Annotated in this window: 13 protein-coding genes; 4 read left to right on the top strand and 9 right to left on the bottom strand. The window is 64.5% G+C overall.

The window, feature by feature from the left end; translation table 11 throughout:
- The first annotated feature begins 29 nt into the window (after positions 1–29).
- Positions 30–2,174 (top strand): retropepsin-like aspartic protease, encoded by a 2,145-nt coding sequence (locus Pla108_RS06545; RefSeq protein WP_146444068.1) that lies wholly within the window; start codon positions 30–32, stop codon positions 2,172–2,174.
- A gap of 77 nt (positions 2,175–2,251) precedes the next feature.
- On the opposite strand, the gene Pla108_RS06540 is transcribed toward Pla108_RS06545, so the two are convergent.
- Positions 2,252–3,127 carry an ion transporter gene (locus Pla108_RS06540; protein ID WP_146444067.1) on the bottom strand — a complete coding sequence of 292 codons (876 nt, stop codon included), beginning with the start codon at positions 3,125–3,127 and terminating at the stop codon, positions 2,252–2,254.
- 148 nt (positions 3,128–3,275) lie between these two features.
- Positions 3,276–5,171: an ABC transporter ATP-binding protein gene (locus Pla108_RS06535; RefSeq protein ID WP_197526296.1), complete on the bottom strand. Its 1,896-nt coding sequence runs from the start codon at positions 5,169–5,171 to the stop codon at positions 3,276–3,278.
- A 169-nt stretch (positions 5,172–5,340) separates the two neighbouring features.
- Here Pla108_RS06535 and Pla108_RS06530 point away from each other — a divergent pair, with 169 nt between their 5' ends.
- On the top strand, positions 5,341–6,591 hold the full coding sequence (locus Pla108_RS06530) for a plasmid pRiA4b ORF-3 family protein (RefSeq protein WP_146444065.1): 1,251 nt from the start codon (positions 5,341–5,343) through the stop codon (positions 6,589–6,591).
- Positions 6,592–6,661: 70 nt separating this feature from the next.
- Here the strand turns inward: Pla108_RS06530 and accD are convergent, their stop codons facing one another.
- Positions 6,662–7,576 (bottom strand): acetyl-CoA carboxylase, carboxyltransferase subunit beta, encoded by a 915-nt coding sequence (gene accD / locus Pla108_RS06525; RefSeq protein ID WP_197526378.1) that lies wholly within the window; start codon positions 7,574–7,576, stop codon positions 6,662–6,664.
- Between the two features lie 114 nt (positions 7,577–7,690).
- Between accD and Pla108_RS06520 the strand changes: the two genes are divergently transcribed.
- Together Pla108_RS06520 and Pla108_RS06515 are read left to right on the top strand one after the other, a co-directional pair.
- The gene (locus Pla108_RS06520) at positions 7,691–8,647 is read left to right on the top strand and encodes an endonuclease III domain-containing protein (RefSeq protein ID WP_146444063.1); all 957 of its coding nucleotides are present in this window, start codon (positions 7,691–7,693) and stop codon (positions 8,645–8,647) included.
- Positions 8,648–8,901: 254 nt separating this feature from the next.
- Positions 8,902–9,483, top strand: a complete 582-nt coding sequence (locus tag Pla108_RS06515; RefSeq protein ID WP_146444062.1) for a GNAT family N-acetyltransferase — start codon at positions 8,902–8,904, stop codon at positions 9,481–9,483.
- Between the two features lie 142 nt (positions 9,484–9,625).
- Here Pla108_RS06515 and Pla108_RS06510 read toward each other — a convergent pair whose 3' ends face one another.
- The 6 genes from Pla108_RS06510 to miaE all read right to left on the bottom strand — a co-directional run bounded on the left by Pla108_RS06510 (position 9,626) and on the right by miaE (position 15,280).
- The gene (locus Pla108_RS06510; protein WP_146444061.1) at positions 9,626–10,072 is read right to left on the bottom strand and encodes a hypothetical protein; all 447 of its coding nucleotides are present in this window, start codon (positions 10,070–10,072) and stop codon (positions 9,626–9,628) included.
- A complete protein-coding gene (locus Pla108_RS06505; protein ID WP_146444060.1) occupies positions 10,072–11,184 on the bottom strand; it encodes a glycosyltransferase family protein in 1,113 nt (370 codons plus the stop codon). The genes Pla108_RS06510 and Pla108_RS06505 overlap by 1 nt, the downstream gene beginning before the upstream one ends.
- 91 nt (positions 11,185–11,275) lie before the next feature.
- Complete coding sequence (locus Pla108_RS06500) at positions 11,276–12,013, bottom strand: class I SAM-dependent methyltransferase (RefSeq protein WP_146444059.1); 738 nt, start codon at positions 12,011–12,013, stop codon at positions 11,276–11,278.
- Positions 11,952–13,331 carry a DUF3419 family protein gene (locus tag Pla108_RS06495; protein WP_146444058.1) on the bottom strand — a complete coding sequence of 460 codons (1,380 nt, stop codon included), beginning with the start codon at positions 13,329–13,331 and terminating at the stop codon, positions 11,952–11,954. The genes Pla108_RS06500 and Pla108_RS06495 overlap by 62 nt, the downstream gene beginning before the upstream one ends.
- Positions 13,332–13,556: 225 nt before the next feature.
- The gene (locus Pla108_RS06490; protein ID WP_146444057.1) at positions 13,557–14,498 is read right to left on the bottom strand and encodes a UDP-2,3-diacylglucosamine diphosphatase; all 942 of its coding nucleotides are present in this window, start codon (positions 14,496–14,498) and stop codon (positions 13,557–13,559) included.
- 206 nt (positions 14,499–14,704) lie between these two features.
- Complete coding sequence (miaE, locus tag Pla108_RS06485) at positions 14,705–15,280, bottom strand: tRNA-(ms[2]io[6]A)-hydroxylase (RefSeq protein ID WP_146444056.1); 576 nt, start codon at positions 15,278–15,280, stop codon at positions 14,705–14,707.
- Between the last annotated feature and the right edge of the window lie 214 nt (positions 15,281–15,494).

Raw genomic sequence — 15,494 nt, 5'->3', positions numbered from 1 at the left:
TAGCGATCCTTTCGGACGGAACAAGCGTTATGCGGCAAGGTGGATGGCGATATCGGTACGCGCTTCTCGTGGCGTTCTCGGTCACGATCGGTGGTGAGACGCTCGCCGCGGTGCCTGTTGATGGGTTCTTGCCGATGGTCGGAATCGCGTTGACCGATGAGTTCGATGAGGACTTCAATTTCTTCCCCTTCGCGACAACTGCCCCCAGCGGCACACTGCTGGGCCCCAACGGGAATGCCCACTACGACATCGCTCTGCTCGACACGGGCGCCGGCTTCTCGCTCCTGACTTCGAAGGCCTACGACGACTTCAACCTCGACGGCCCCTACCCGGGGGAGAGCGACGGTTTCTACGGAACCGAGTCGATCGGCATCGGCGGCGCGACCGGCCAACTCACCGCTCAGATCAACGACCCTTTTGGACTCTACGTCGGCGGCCTGCAGGGCCGTAGCAGCGCCGGGTCGTCGTTGACCATGAGCCACTCCGCCCTCAGCGGTCAGACCAATACTTCGACCATCACGTTGCCTGCCGAATCTGACCTGCCGAACATTGTTGGCCTGCCATTCGCTAGTCAGTACGCGACCCGAATCCGCAGTGATTCGCCGCAAGTATTCGAACTCAATGGCAAAACGGTCCGCACGCCGGCGGTTGATTTTCTACCGCGGGGGAGTGGCGGTAACGGTATCGTTCGCAAGGCGCCCTTGTTGCTCAACCCCGGTGCGGTGTTTGCCCAGGCGCCTGTTTACCTGCCGAACTATCTCAATTTCGATATCGATAACCCTGAAGAAGACCCCTACCTGCCAACCGTGACCCAGGGCGGGCTTTTCCTTAACGCCAACGCGACCAACGGCGGATCGAGCCTCGGTAACAAAGAGTTCTTCTTTGACACGGGCGCCAGCGTCACCGTCTTGTCACAATTCAACGCCTTGTTGCTCGGCTTCGATGTGACGACCGACACTCCCGAATTCACCATCTCGATTGTGGGTTCGGGCGGAACCCTGCAGGACGTTCCAGGCTTCTTCGTCGATCAGATCACTTTGCCCGCTCTTGGCGGCAATGTTACGGCGACAAATGTTCCCGTGCTGGTGCTCGATGTGACTGATCCTTCCGACCCCGGCAACGTGGTTGAAGGAATCATCGGCACCAATCTCCTGTCGGGACGCAATATCGTCATCGACCCCAACCCCTCAGCTGGCGCCGGGGGCCCCAGTGCGGGCGTCTACATCAGCGACCCGGTGACAACCACCTTCAATTGGACGACGGCCGCCGCAACGGCCGCTTGGTCCACGGGCGGCTCGTGGAACGCCGCCGCGACGCCGACCTACTTGAGCCAAACGCGACTCAGCAACGCCGGCGGCGCGGCGAAGGAAGCGGTCGTTTCGGGTGAACAGAAAGCGTGGGACGTCGAGGTAGAGGGGACCGCAGGCCCAATGACGGTCCGCGTCGCCAGCGGCGGCAAGCTGACCGTCTTCTCCGGCGTGACGATCGAGACCGGCGGCGTCGTTCAACTCGAGGAAGGCACGCTCGACGCCCAGTACGTCGATATCCGCGGTGGCACGCTGACTGGATCGGGATCGATTCGCACCGGCAGCGGCCCGATCGCCGGTCAAGTTGAAATGGTGACCGGGTTGATCGCACCCGGCGACGGCGTGGGCACGCTTTCGATCGACGGGCGGCTCTCCACCGGCAACAGCGCGACGCTTGCGTTCGAACTCGGCGGGACAACCTCTGGAACCCTTTACGACCAGTTGCTCGTAGACGGGCCGGTCGCCCTAGCGGGCGCCCTGTCGGTGGCGCTCGTCGATTTGTTTGAGCCAACGATCGGCGACGTCTTCGAGCTAATGACCTACGACGAGCACGGCGGCGAGTTCGCCACGCTCGACCTGCCCGGCGGCTATCAATGGGACGTCACCTACGGCGCTGATTCGCTGCTGCTGGAAGTCGTCGGCCTCGGTCTCGCGGGCGATTTCAATGTCGATGGCCGCGTTGACGCCGCCGACTACACCGTCTGGCGTGACGGCCTGGGGACCACGTACACGGCGAGCGACTACACGACGTGGAAGAACAACTATGGCGCCACGAATGTCCCGAGCGTCTCGGTGAGCGTCCCCGAACCCGCCGCGCTGCTCTTGCTCGGCTTCGCTCTCGCCGCTGCTGTTGGGAACCGCCGATAGACGCGGATGTCCCTTCTACGGCTGACTCATGTCGGATTGCACGCCGCTAGATAGAGAAGTGGCGAACGCATCTGCGTCTATCGGCGTTCATCAGCGGTTCTTTCCTCAAGCTTTGCCCCGCACGCCGAGCAAAACTTGGCGTCAGCGGAAGACGCTCGTTGGCCGCAGGCGGCGCACTTCGTCGCGGCGCTGCGTGCGCCGCTCATCACTTCGGCCGAGAAGATCCCCGTCGGCACGATAATGATCGCGTAGCCGAAAAGCATGATCAGCGCCGCGGCGAACTTGCCCAGGGGCGTCACCGGCGCGATGTCGCCGTAGCCGACAGTTGTCATCGTGACGATCGCCCAGTAGACGCTCGTCGGGATGTCATCGAAGCCGCTGCCGGAGCGGCCCTCGATCAGGTACATCAACGTGCCGAGGATGACGATCGAACAAAAGATCACCGTGAGAAAGACGGTGATCTTTGGCCACGTGTGCCGCAGGGCGGTCAGGAGGGTGTTCGCCTCGGAGAGATGGCGGCCCATCTTCAGCACACGGAACACCCGCAAGAGGCGGAGTGTGCGGATGATCGCAAACGATTGGCCCCCGGGCAAGAAGAGGGCCAAGTAGCTGGGCAGGATCGAGACGATGTCCACCAGCCCGAAGAAGCTGACCCCATACCGCAACGGCCGAGCGACACACGCCAGCCGGGCGACGAACTCGGCGGTGAACAGCAGCGTGATGCCCCATTCGATCGCCAGCAGCAGCGGCCCCCAGGCCTCGCGGATGCTGCGGACGCTCTCGAGCATTACCGCGGCGATGCTCAGCACGATCGCCGCCAGGAGGACGACGTCGAACGCCTTGCCGGCGGGCGTCTCGGCCTCGAAGATCACCTCGTACCAGGCGTGCTGCCAAGCGTGTGGGCCCGGTCTCAGGCCTGTTTCGAGGTATTCCGGCTGGGGGCGGTGGTCCATGCCGCGAAGTTTACCGCCCACCCGAGTCCGCAACCAACCGCAGTACGGCGAGATCCGGCGTTCAGAGAGGTCTGTCCCTAGTTCCGTGGACTAGGACAACAAGCGATGCGCGCAACTGGGTTCGGCGTCCTCGCCAGCAGTGGGCTTGTCAATCGACCGACAACCCGGCCTCGTCGCGCATGGCGTCGCGTTGGCGGATGACCATCTCGCGGTAGGGCCCGCCGCGGGCCATCAGTTCGTCGTGCCCGCCCCGTTCGACGATACGGCCCTCTTCCATCACCACGATCAGGTCGGCCGACGCGATGGTGGAGAGTCGATGGGCGATGACGAAAGTCGTCCGGGTGTGCATCAACTCGTCGAGCGACTGTTGGATGAGCTGCTCGCTCTCGCTGTCGAGATTGCTCGTCGCCTCGTCGAGGATAAGGATCTGCGGGTCGGCCAGCAGCGCCCGGGCGATCGACAGCCGCTGCGCCTGACCGCCGGAGAGCTTGACGCCGCGTTCGCCGATCAACGACTCGTAGCCATCCGTTAGCTCGCAGATAAAACTATGGGCGTTGGCGTGGCGGGCCGCCTCGATGACTTCTTCGTCCGAAGCGTGGGGACGGCCGTAGGCGATGTTGTCGCGGATCGATCCGTCGAACAAGAACGTGTCTTGCTGCACAACTCCCAGAAGACTGCGGTACGAGTCGAGCCGCAGGTCGCGTAGGTCGAATCCATTGAGCCGCACCGCGCCGTCGGTCGGGTCATAGAACCGGGCCACGAGATCGGTCACCGTCGTCTTGCCGGCGCCGCTCCGCCCGACGAGCGCGACGAGCTGCCCCCCCTTCGCGGTCAGATTGAAATCGCTCAGCACCGGCTGTCCCGGCGCGTACTCGAACGTCACCGCGTCGAAGCAAAGCTCCTCGACCACCCGCGGCGCCTCGATCGCGTCGGGCCGGTCGGGCTTGTCGGCCGGACTCTGCAGCACCTCGAAGACGCGCTCCATCCCGGCGAGCGACCGCTGCATCTCGCTGAACGAGTTGACGATCTGCCAAACCGGGTTGAGCAGCATGAACGTGTACCACTGGAACGCCATGATGTCGCCCACGGTCGCCGAGCCGGCCAGGTTCAGGTAGCCGCCGTACCAAACAATAACGACGTTCACGATCGCCAGCAGCAACGCCCAACAGCCCCAGAGAACCATCTCGCGCTGTTGGGCGAAAAACTCCTTGCGGGCGATCGTGTGCCGACCAATGAGGTACTCGGCTAGTTCGCGGGTTTCGCGCTGGAACGACCGCACGACGCGGATGCCGCCGAACGTCTCGCTGACGCGGGCGTCGATCTCGGAGTTCTCTTTCCGCATCGAGCGGTAGATCGGCCGGATCCGCTTGGCGACCCAGAGGCTGATAATCATCGCCGGGGGGATGACCATCATCGCCGTCAGCGCCAGCCGCCAGTTGACCGCCAGCAAGATGCCAACGGCAATGGTCAGCCGCACGACCGAAACGCCCGGAGAGATGACGGCCAACTGCAATAGGCCCGTCGTCCGGTCGATATCGCCCGAGAGCCGCGAGAGGATGCCGCCGGTCTTCATGTCGGTGAGCTGCCCCAGCGGGAGCCGCAGCAGCCGGCTATAAAGCGCCCGACGTAAGGACTGGATAACCCGCAGGTTGAGCAGCCGCTGTTGGCAGTTCTTGCCGATGTCGAGCGAGCGATCGAGGATGACAACCAACAGCAGGGCGATTCCCGCCACATGCAGCTTGTGCAGCCGCTCGGACTGGGTGAGCCCCTCTTTAAGGAGCACGCTATCGACGACGTACCGCATGAAGAGCGGCTGAGCGACCTCGAGCGCCGCCACGGCGAGGGCGAGCCCCATCATCAAGGCGATCGCCCCGCGGTGGGGCCAGAGCCATTCGACGTACATCCGCAGGTAGCGCTGACGGACGTCGGCGGCCGCCCGCTTGATGTCATTCGGGTCGTCTAACCCCGACGGCAGATCGGCCTCGACCTTGCCGGCGAGATACGCGTGCCGGAATCGCTCGAACCGTGAGCGGGAAGAACGCAATCGGGCCACGGCGGGAGGGGGCGCAGGAGGGAGCGGCAGGCGGGACGTGGAAGTGTAGCGCGGCGTCGCCCGGGATCAAGCCGTCCACCGATCACGATGCTTGCATTTATCGATCCGATCCACTCTGATTTTAGCGTCGATCCTTAATGCGCGGACAGGAGGTTCACAAATGGCTAGCAGTCGTTCTGTCACGGGGGCGAGTGACGCCCCTACCGTGGCCGGGCCGCAAGGCGTTCCCGAGGCGTTCCGCCCAATCTACGAAGATCTGGTCCGGCTCACCGACGAGTTCTGCAACGAGCGGCTCGACGACGAGTACCAACAGCTGTGCCGCCAGATGGCCGTGGCGCTCTGCCAGAAGGGTTCGCCGGTTGTCCGCGGCAAGCGCGAGGGCTGGGCGTGTGGCATTGTCTACACCGTGGGCTGGGTCAATTTTTTGCAAGACGCTAGCTTCCAACCCCATGTCCGCTCGGAAGAGATCGCCGAAAGGTTTAGCGTCTCAATGGCGACGATGCACAACAAGGCAAAGGTGCTGCGCGAGGGCCTTGATGTCGTCCAGCTCGATCCGGATTGGTCGGTTCCGAGCCGGCTGAAGGACAACCCGTTCGTGTGGCTCGTCGAGATGCAGGGCGGATTCATCGTCGATACGAGGATGCTGCCGCCCAGTGAGCAGCAGAAGCTCGTCGATGCCGGGATCATCCCCTTCGTCCATCACTTAGAGGACGGAGAGGCCGACAATCGGCTGCCAATCCCGGTCCCGGTGCACCTTGTCAACGCCGCGATCGAAGGCATCGATGGTGTCGGGGAAGAGCTGTCGGAGTTTGTCCGCGCGACGCTCGAACCGCAGGTTGTCTACAAGATCAAAGTGACGCTCGACGACGTGAAGCCCCTCGTATGGCGGCGTTTGCGTGTTCCCGACATGACGCTAGAAGATTTGCACCACGTCCTCCAAGCCGTTTTTGGTTGGTTCGACTGCCACCTGCACGAGTTCAACGTCGGGAAGCAGAGGATTGTCGCCGAGGACGCGGCGGAGTTCGAGGAGTTTAGCGACGATGTGCGATTGGAGTCGGATGTAACACTTGCGGAATTGGTCGAATCGGGCGCCAAGACGCTCAGCTACGTGTACGACTTCGGCGACGACTGGCGGCACACGATCAAGATCGAGAAGACGCTCGAGCTGGACCTCGACGAGATGCCACTATTCTGCCTGGCGGGGAGCGGCGCCTGTCCTCCAGAAGACTGCGGCGGACCGTGGGGCTACGCCGACCTGCTAGAAGGGCTTGGCAATCCGAAACACGAGCGGCACGAAGAGCTACGCGAATGGCTACCCGAGGGCTTTGACCCGAATCACTTTTCGCTCGAGGAAACGAACGAAGATTTGTACGACTTGTTCGAGGAGAACGACGACGAGGAGGATCTCTAATAGCCGCTGGCACGCGAATGGGCCGCCGACTAGCGCGTCCAGCCTCGCAATTCGACGAACCGTACCTGCCTCACTTCCCGCAGTAGTCGATCGTCCGAGCAATCTCGCTCTTCAGGTCCGAGCGGCGGACGATGCGGTCGATGTAGCCGTGCTCAAGCAAGAACTCGCTCGTCTGGAAGCCCTCGGGCAGTTCGGTGCGGAGGGTCGCCTTGATCGTCCGCGGGCCGGCGAAGCCGATTAGCGCTTTTGGCTCGGCGAACACGAGGTCGCCCAGCGAGGCGAAGCTCGCGGCGACGCCGCCCATCGTTGGGTTGGTGAGGACCGAGATGAACAGGCCGCCGGCTTCGCCGTAGCGCGCCAGCGCGGCGGAGACCTTCGCCATCTGCATCAGCGAGAGGATCCCCTCGTGCATCCGGGCGCCGCCGCCCGAGCCGCTGACGATCACGACGGGGAGGTTTTGCTCGGTGGCCCGTTCGACGAGTCGGGTCAGGCGTTCGCCGACAACCGAGCCCATGCTCCCCATGATGAAGGCCGAGTCGGTGACGCCAAACGCCACCCGCCGGCCGCGGATCATGCCGGCGCCGGTGAGGGCTGCATCGTTCAGGCCGGTCCGTTTCTGCTCGGCGACGACCCGTTCGGCGTAGGGCTTCTTGTCCGCAAACTTCAGCGGGTCGGCCGGCATCAGGTCGGCGTCCCACTCGTCGAACGTCCCCTCGTCGAGGACGAACTTCACCCGGTCGCGGGCGCTGAGGTACATGTGCCGGCCACAGACCGGACAGACGCTCATCAGCTGCTCGACTTCCTTGCGGAAGACGGTCTCGCCGCATTCGTCACAGCGTAGCCAGAGGCCGCTGGGGACCCCTCGCTTCGGACGAGGCGTAGCGGCGACCGGGGCAGCCTCTTCGGGCGTGGCGGCGGTGGGCGGGATGGACTGGCCGATCGACATAGCGGTGGGGATCGGGGGAAGGGGCGACTCGCGGCACATCGTCGGCGTCCCACCGGGCCGTTGCGGACCGGGGGCGCCAACGCGCATCTTAACAGTCGCCGCAGGCCGCCACCATGCCGACGGGCGCCCCGATCCCTCGGAAAATCGATCGAAATGCCCCGCTCCAGCCGCCTTTCGATCGCTGTCCCGGCCGATTTGTGGCTTCCCGCGACCGTTTGCTCGTACGGCTACTTCTTGCTGGCGCCCAACCGCTGGCTGCCAACCGAGCTCGCCCTGGTCCGGTCCTTCGACGCCGCCGAGTTTGGCTTGCCGGAAGAACGATTCAGCGTCCACATCGACCAACCCGCCGGCAGGGGGGCGCCGTTGCGGGTCCGCTGCGACGCGTCGGTCTCGGCCCCGGCCCGCCGGGCGGTCCGCGGGGCTGTCGTCCGGATGCTCCGCCTCGAGAAGGACCTCACCACCCTGCAGCGGGCCTTCCCCGGGATCAAGCGGCGTGGCTTCGGCCGGCTCTTCCGCTCGGCAACGCTGCTTGAGGACATGGTCAAGACGATCACCAGCTGCAACGTCGGCTGGCCCAGCACCGTGCGGATGAACCAGTTGCTGGTCGATCGCGTCGGCGGCGGGGCGTTCCCGTCGGCCGAGCGGCTCGCCCGGTGGACGCCGGGCCGGCTGCAAAAGGTCTGCCGTGTCGGCTACCGCGCGAAGCGGATCATTCGGCTCGCGCGGCGGTTCGCCAAAGAGGACCTCGACCCCGCGTGGTTCGAGTCGCCCGAGCGTTCAACCGAAGAACTCCGCGAAGCCTTGCTAGCACTTGACGGCTTTGGCCCTTACTCCGCGGCGAACGTGCTCCAGCTACTCGACCACGACGACGAGCTGCCAATCGACACCGAGACTCATCGGCTCTACTGCAAGCGTCAGGGTGTCGAACGCCCCGCGAACCCATTGACGCTCCACCCCGCGATCGTCGCCCACTACGAGCGCTACCGTCCTCACCGGTTCTTGGCGTACTGGTTCGAGCTGTGGCGTGACTACGAATCGCAACGTGGCGACGCCTGGACCTGGGACACCGAGACCGTCGGCTCTTCGTTTACGGCTTCACAACTCGATTGATGGGAGGGGGCGAAGACATGAAGACGTGGCGTGGCGATCTCGTGGCGCCACCCGAGGTTAGCGCCGACGGCTCAGAACAACACCGTCAACCCTTGCGCCTCGGGCAATGCTGTTGTTTTATTTCAATTCAACGTGGTTCACCTAAAATCGTTACAGGTGGCCCTCTTTGCGGTGCGGGGGTCTAATACCGGCTCGGAGAGAGGCGTGAGCTAAGCTTGCCTTAACCCTCGATCCTCCGCTATGAGCCGCTCTTGATGAAGACGATGCCCCATCCAGTCAAAGCCTGTCGACTGACGCAGATCCGCGAGGACGACGCCCTGGCGGCAGGCGAACTGCTCGCCGCGGTATGGCCCCGGCCCGACCGCGGTCCGGTCGAGCGGGCCGAACAGCTCAAGCGGGTCGGGCGCGACTATTCCGGCTCGTCCCAGCAGGAGCCGATCTCGTACCTGATTTGGGAAGGCAACAAGCTGATCGCCCACGCTATGACGTTCTGTCGGGTGGTTGGCACGTCGGCGGGCGACCTGCCGATCATGGCGTTAGCGATGGTCGCCTCGGACCCCGCTTGTCGTGGCCAGGGGCTCGGCGCCGCCGTGACGCACGCCGCCTTCGCGCGGATCGACAACGGCGATTTTCCGTTTGCAATGTTCCAGACCAGCCTGTCGATCCAATCCTTTTACGAGCGGATCGGGTGCCAATTGGTCGAGAACCGGATCGTCAATTCGCTCAGCGAAGACGACCCGCAAGCGAATCCTTTTCATGACGACATCGTGATGCGTTACCCGGCCGGCGGCGACTGGCCGACAGGCGACATCGACCTTCGCGGCCGCGGCTATTAATTCAACCAGCAGATGGATCGATCGGATGGCGGAGCCACTTGGTGAGTCACCCGAGGCTAGCGCCTGCGGCTCACGATCGGCGTGCGTTGCTTGAGCCGCAGGCGCTAGCCTCGGGCAGCGCGACGGACCAACCCAACGCCTCTTAACCGCGCTGGATCGCCCACAGGTGCGTGGCGTAGACCATCAGCAGCCCGCGGGCCGTCCAGCCGAACGTGCGGAGCCAATTCCAATCGACGAGTTGGCGATGGAGCGTCGCGTCAAAGCCCGACGCTAGCCGGCCGTGCTGCGGCCCGAAGAAGACCGCCGTCGAGCCATCGACCAGCAGCAACAGCGCGATCCCCAACCACGCAACCCAGATCGGTACGCCCGGCGGCCGCATCGCCAGCATTGCGCAGGCGGTCCCGATCTCGAGGAGCATCATCGGCCCGACGGCCCAGCCGGTCCGGACGACGTTCACCCGTTCCCATTCAACGAATCTCTCGGCGGGAACCTCGGCCATCATCGGGTAATGCACCAGCTGCACCATCCAAATCAGCCCCGTCATATAGATCGAGGCGAACAGCTGGGCATACAGCAACCAAACGGCCACTACGCTGTCTCCCTTGTGGCGGCTCCGGCGACGGAGGCGTCGCTCTTCAGAAGCATCGCCTCGATCACGCCGACCGCTTCTGCCGCCCCATCTTGGCAGGGGCGGGTCGCCGCCAGATGCTCGCGGTAGGTCTCGCGCCGCATCAAGAAGTTAGCGAGGTCCTTGGACGACAGACGCTCAAGGATCTGCTGCTCGCCAGCGCCCATCTGTTCGACAAACGTCGCGTTGATCCGCTGCTCGTAGTGATGCCGCTCGGGGAGGGCGAGCACCGGCTTGCCGAAGTAGAGCGCCTCGCCCATCAGTTGGTTGCCCGCCGCGGCGACGACCGCATCGCAGCTCGCCAAGTCATCAACGAACGTCGTTTCGTTAATCTCGCAGAACGTGACCGAACCCTGCGGGGGCCGCACCCCCAGGCCGTAAAGCCGCACCGGCATCGGCAAACCGGCCAGCCGATCGATCACCCCTTGCGGCGTCGCACGCCGCACGTACGACAGAAGGTGCTCGCCGGTCGTCGGCTGGCGCTCGGCGACCGCCCGGCGGATCAGCGGGCCGACCTGGACGATGTCCTCACAACCGCGACGCAGCGGCGGCTTGTAGAAAGCCGATACGACGGTCCGTTCTTGGCGGATCCCAAACGCCCAGATCGACCAGCTCATCCGCCACGCCCAGTCACGCAGCTCACGCGGCAAGCTCGACAGGTCGTACGTTGAAAGGAAGTGCTGGTGGTCGAGGCTCAGGATCGGGACGCCCGCCCGCCGTGCGGCGCGCGGCGCCAGGGGCTCGAAGTCGGTGATCACCAAGTCGGGGCGCTCGCTCTCGATCACCTTATCCAGCCGACGCGTGTAGCGCCCCATCGAGGCCCAAAACGCGAGCCCCAGGCGGATCGTCTTGAGGTTGTCGATCCCGGCCGGCGTGTAGTGGAACTTCAGGCCCGGTATCTCACGGACATCGACCTCGGGGTCGGCGTCATAGTGCTTCTTGAGAAACGACAACGCGTCGTGCGACGTAAACAGCACCACCCGGTGCCGGTCCCGCAATCGCTCCACCACCGCCCGGGCGCGCGCGGCATGGCCGCGTCCTTCGCCCATCACGCTGTAGTACAGGAGGGACACGGGTAGGTGGGAAGTTGGAAGTGCGAAGTTGGGATAAGCAAATTCAAGCTGAGGGGTTGGCTACGGCCGTCGCACTGCTTGCGTCCGACTTCTAACTTCCCCCTTCCTTTCTCCCCATGAACCGGTAGTACGGCGCCCGCACAAACGGCAACCACGGCAGCTTGCCTTGCGACTCCTCGACCAGTTCGGTCTCGAAACGCCCCTCGAGCAGCGGCAAGTGGTCGGCGCTCGGGTAGACGTTATCGTGATTGAACCAGTACGGCCAGAAGTTGCGATTGAAATAAGAGTGCTTCCGCCGCCCGTCGGCCGGGTACTTCCGCGAGACATAGAAATCGACGACGCCGATCACCCCGCCCGGCTTGAGCAATCGGTGCGCCTCGTCGATCGCCGCGAACCAGTCGGGGATCATCGTCAGCGAGTAGGTGAAAGTCACCAGATCGAGCGACGCGTCGGGCAGCCCGATCGCCGTGGCGTCGGCATGCAGCGTCTGGGCGTTCGCCCAGCCCTGCTCGTTAATCCGCCGGTCGGCGACCTCCAGGAGCGACGTCGAGAGGTCGAGGAACGTGGCCGAGCCGAAGTCGCCCAGGCGGTCGCCGAAGAGCTCGCCATTGCGAGCGGTCCCTGCCCCAACATCGAGCCACGCGCCGCCAGGCGTCACCGGAAGACGATCAAACAAGGCCTCGCGGCCATGCAGCATCTTCTTGCGGAACGCGTCGTACTCGTCCGCCTGGCCGCCGTAAAAGCTGTCGAGGCGTTCCTGGTGCGTCTCACCGCGTATTGGCGAGAGCGTCAGGTGATACAGCGTCTTTAGCTGACTCAACGCCCCCATCGGCCGCTTGCTCCGTCGTATGGATCATCTTCTTGTTGAGCCGGCCGCCGGCGGCGTAGCCGCCCTGCCCCTTGCCCGTATTCGCCCGCGCCGCATCGAGCGAGACGCCGTGACGCCGCAGCGTGGCGATCGAGAAACCGCCGTAAGTATGGACGCGGTCGATCTCGTGCAGCTCATCGGCCAGCTGGCGATCGTACTCGAGCAACTCACCCAGGCGCCGCTTTTTGCCGTCAACCTCGACCTCGATCGGATCGACGAATTCGCAAATCACCGCGGCGCTGCGCCACAGGAGCTTTGCGCCGTCGTCGGCGCGGTCGACGATCTCTTGCCACTGGAGGGCGAGCATGTCGTGCATGTGCTCGGCCATCCAGTCCATGTGGTCCAGCAGCACAAAGTGCGAGTAGTCGCAGTCCGCGCCCTTGAGGTGCTCCAGGATCGTCGTCGTGTGCGTGTGCACGCGCGAAGCGAGCCCAGGCTGGCCGTCGGTCCCCTTCAGCCGCGCGAAGTTCTCTTCCTTGAGGTACTCGGGACAGCACTCCTTGGTGTACTCGCCCGTCAGGTAGACGCGCCAGAAGTAGTTGTCTTTGAGCGGCAGCTCGCTGAAGACCGTATCGAGGCTGTCCTCGACGAACTTGGCGATGCCGCCCGGGTAGTACCGCTCGAGCTGCTTCCGCTGGGCGCGGGGCACCCCCAAGAGCGACAACGCCGCGTCGCGCCGCATGAACCACTTAATAAAGGGGCCCCAGAAAGCCGGCTTTACGCGGCTCTCGTAGATTTCCTTCTGCTCCTCGACCGTCTCGGCGGCGAGCAGCCGGTCGATATCCTCGCGGACTTTGGCGTAGCGGTTGATGTACCAGTTGATCCACGACGCGAACATGCCCGCGGTGCCGCGGAAGTAGAAGCTCGGTCGGCGGCCCTGGCCGAGGAAGAACTTGCCGTTCTTGTCCCAGAACTTGCGGCTCGCCTCGGGCAGCTCGGCCCGTAGCGCGTCGGTGTAGACGGCTGACCAGTCGCTCACCTTGCCCCGGCCGAACAGCTCGAAGAACTGGTCGTAGTCGAGCCGGCGGATCGCCGCGAGCTTGAGGTCCAGCAGAGCGTTCTGCCGAGGGTTCACGTCGACCGTGTCGATCCGCTCCGGGCCGTCCAGCGCGTAGTCGAGTGCGTTGCAGCCGGCGGACGTAATGACAATCAACCGGTCGCCTTCGCCGAGCTGCAATGCAACGCGATCGAGCCGCGGGTCTTCCCAGCAGGTGTTGTAAACCAATTGGTTCCCGTGGCAGAGCTTGAAGAAAGCTCGGCTAATGTGGGTAGCCAGCATCGGGGGTCCTCGAAGACGCCATGGCGGCGCAGGCCTTGCGCCTGCCTGCGCGAAGCCCTAAACGTACGCGAGGCGTCGCTTGTTGGAAAGACGCCACACTGCGGGTGACCGCAGTGTTGGTCTTTTTCGAGGACAAAGTGATGGCTACAGAAGGTTGGTGAGCTGCGGAAGTTGGACGCAACAGGCCGACAGGTGCGGGACCGGTTCCAACCATTCGCCCCCCGCTCAAACCGCCGCGGCCGTCGGACGCGGCGCCGAAGCCGGGGCCGGTCTTGCCGCTAACCGATCGAGCACGCGGCCATCGCCCCGGACCAGCTCGAAGCTGCCGTCGGCGTTCTCCACCAAAGCGGAGCAGTTTTCGACCCAATCGCCCGTGTTGAGGTAGGCGACGTCACCCAGCTCGGCGATCCGCGGCACATGGATGTGGCCGCAGATGATGCCGTCGCAGTCCGCGCCGCGGGCGTCGGCGATCAGTTGCCCCTCGAACTCGCTGACGTGCGTCACCAGCCGCTTCACCCGGGCCTTCACGCCGGCGCAGAAGGCGTAAGGGTCGTGCTTCTTGCCCCGCAGGCGGTTGCCGAGCCAGTTGAGCGTGAGCAGGCCGTCGTAGGCGTACGAGGCCACCAGTGAAAGCCACTGGGCGCTCTGCTCAACCCGGTCGAACTGGTCGCCATGGGTGACGACGAAGCGACGGCCGTCCGCCGCGACGTGGACAAAGCGGTCCTGGATGTCGATCAGCCCGAAGTTGGCGAGGAACCCGCGGAGGAAGTTGTCGTGGTTGCCGGGCGTATAGAACAGCTCGACCCCTTCGCGCTTCAGCTCCATCAGGCGGCGGAGCACCGCGTCGTACTCGGGTCGCCAGCGCCAGCGGTTCTTGAGCTTCCAGCCGTCAATGAAGTCGCCGACGATGTAGAGCTTCTCCGGCTGGTAGCGGTCCAGCAGATCGACCAAGGCTCCCGCCTGCGAGTGGCGGCAGCCGAGGTGGATATCGCTGACGAACAGGGAGCGAACCACTTGGCGGTTCTCGGGACAGTGCAGTCGGGCGCCACGCGGGCTGGCCTCGATCGGGGGGCCAACGATCGGGGGGACTGGCGGGCGGCCCCCGGGACGGGTGGCTGGCGGGTCGAGCAGCGCGGTCGGCAAATCGCTACCAGATTCAATGAACATGCGTCTTTCGGCCCCAGGGGGCAAGGCGGCTCTCGGGCGGCGTCACGCTCAGCTGCCCGTCGGCCGCGGTGGTCGCACGTTCTTCTTTATCGTTAGAACATGTTACGCCTTGGCGAGCCCTCAGTGGATACCCGGTTAAAGTTTCGTGCAGATTCCGTGAAGACGCCAGTCGGTCCGCGAAAAACCGGGTTTATAGGCCCCACGCGTCAGCTGTGCATCCGCGGCGGGTCGTCGCTAGCAGCCAGAATCTCCGCTTCCAGCTCGGCCAGCTCGTCGAGCCGCCGGGTCACCTCCTCCGCGGGGGCGAAATGCTTGGCCAGCCGGGTGTACGTCGTGTGGTGCCGGGCCTCGGACTCGAACAAGCTGCGGTAGAACTCCGCTAGCTCCGCGTCGTCGACATGGTCGGCGAGCCGATTGAACCGCTCGCAAGAGCGGGCTTCGATGAGCCCCGCCACGAGCAGCCGATCGACCGCCCGCTGGGGCTCCTGCTTGCGGACGAGGTCGTTGAGCTTGCGGCCATAGGTGCTGGGCGTCAGCCGGCGGAATCGCACGCCGCGGCGTTCGAGCAGATCGACCACCATGTGGAAGTGCTCGAGCTCCTCGTTGACGATCTCCGTCATCTCACGGCAGAGCTCCCTGTCCTCGACATAGGCGAACATCAAGTTCAACGCCGTGCCGGCCGCCTTCTTCTCGCAGTGCGCGTGGTCGATGAGGACGGCGTTCAGGTCCTCGTCGACTTGCTCAAACCAGCGGGCGGCGGTGTCGCTCTTCAGATGCAGCATGGACTACGGGTGTGGTAGTGGGAGGATCGCGTCAACGCGATTGCAGCCCACGGCTCGATCCGAGGCAAGGGCCGTGCCTCCCGCCGCGCCGGGATCCTGCGCGGGAAAACCAGCCACCACTTCGCGGTCCGCGCGTCGCGGCAATGCGATGAATAACGGCAAGTCGCTTGACCCCCAGCGCACACAATGTGGCTACCCGACGCAGACGAGAGGA

It is taken from the genome of Botrimarina colliarenosi (genome assembly GCF_007859955.1).
Lineage (GTDB): Bacteria > Planctomycetota > Planctomycetia > Pirellulales > Lacipirellulaceae > Botrimarina > Botrimarina colliarenosi.
The sequence above is the reverse complement of the archived record's forward strand: the minus strand, read 5'-3'. Positions and strand labels throughout refer to the sequence as shown.

Coding starts and splice junctions, on each gene's coding strand:
- Pla108_RS06540 (WP_146444067.1), bottom strand. CDS start 3,127: ATGGACCACCGCCCCCAGCCGGAATACCTCGAAACAGGCCTGAGACCG.
- Pla108_RS06545 (WP_146444068.1), top strand. CDS start 30: ATGCGGCAAGGTGGATGGCGATATCGGTACGCGCTTCTCGTGGCGTTC.
- Pla108_RS06515 (WP_146444062.1), top strand. CDS start 8,902: ATGAAGACGATGCCCCATCCAGTCAAAGCCTGTCGACTGACGCAGATC.
- miaE (WP_146444056.1), bottom strand. CDS start 15,280: ATGCTGCATCTGAAGAGCGACACCGCCGCCCGCTGGTTTGAGCAAGTC.
- Pla108_RS06495 (WP_146444058.1), bottom strand. CDS start 13,331: ATGCTGGCTACCCACATTAGCCGAGCTTTCTTCAAGCTCTGCCACGGG.
- accD (WP_197526378.1), bottom strand. CDS start 7,576: ATGTGCCGCGAGTCGCCCCTTCCCCCGATCCCCACCGCTATGTCGATC.
- Pla108_RS06500 (WP_146444059.1), bottom strand. CDS start 12,013: ATGGGGGCGTTGAGTCAGCTAAAGACGCTGTATCACCTGACGCTCTCG.
- Pla108_RS06530 (WP_146444065.1), top strand. CDS start 5,341: ATGGCTAGCAGTCGTTCTGTCACGGGGGCGAGTGACGCCCCTACCGTG.
- Pla108_RS06520 (WP_146444063.1), top strand. CDS start 7,691: ATGCCCCGCTCCAGCCGCCTTTCGATCGCTGTCCCGGCCGATTTGTGG.
- Pla108_RS06490 (WP_146444057.1), bottom strand. CDS start 14,498: ATGTTCATTGAATCTGGTAGCGATTTGCCGACCGCGCTGCTCGACCCG.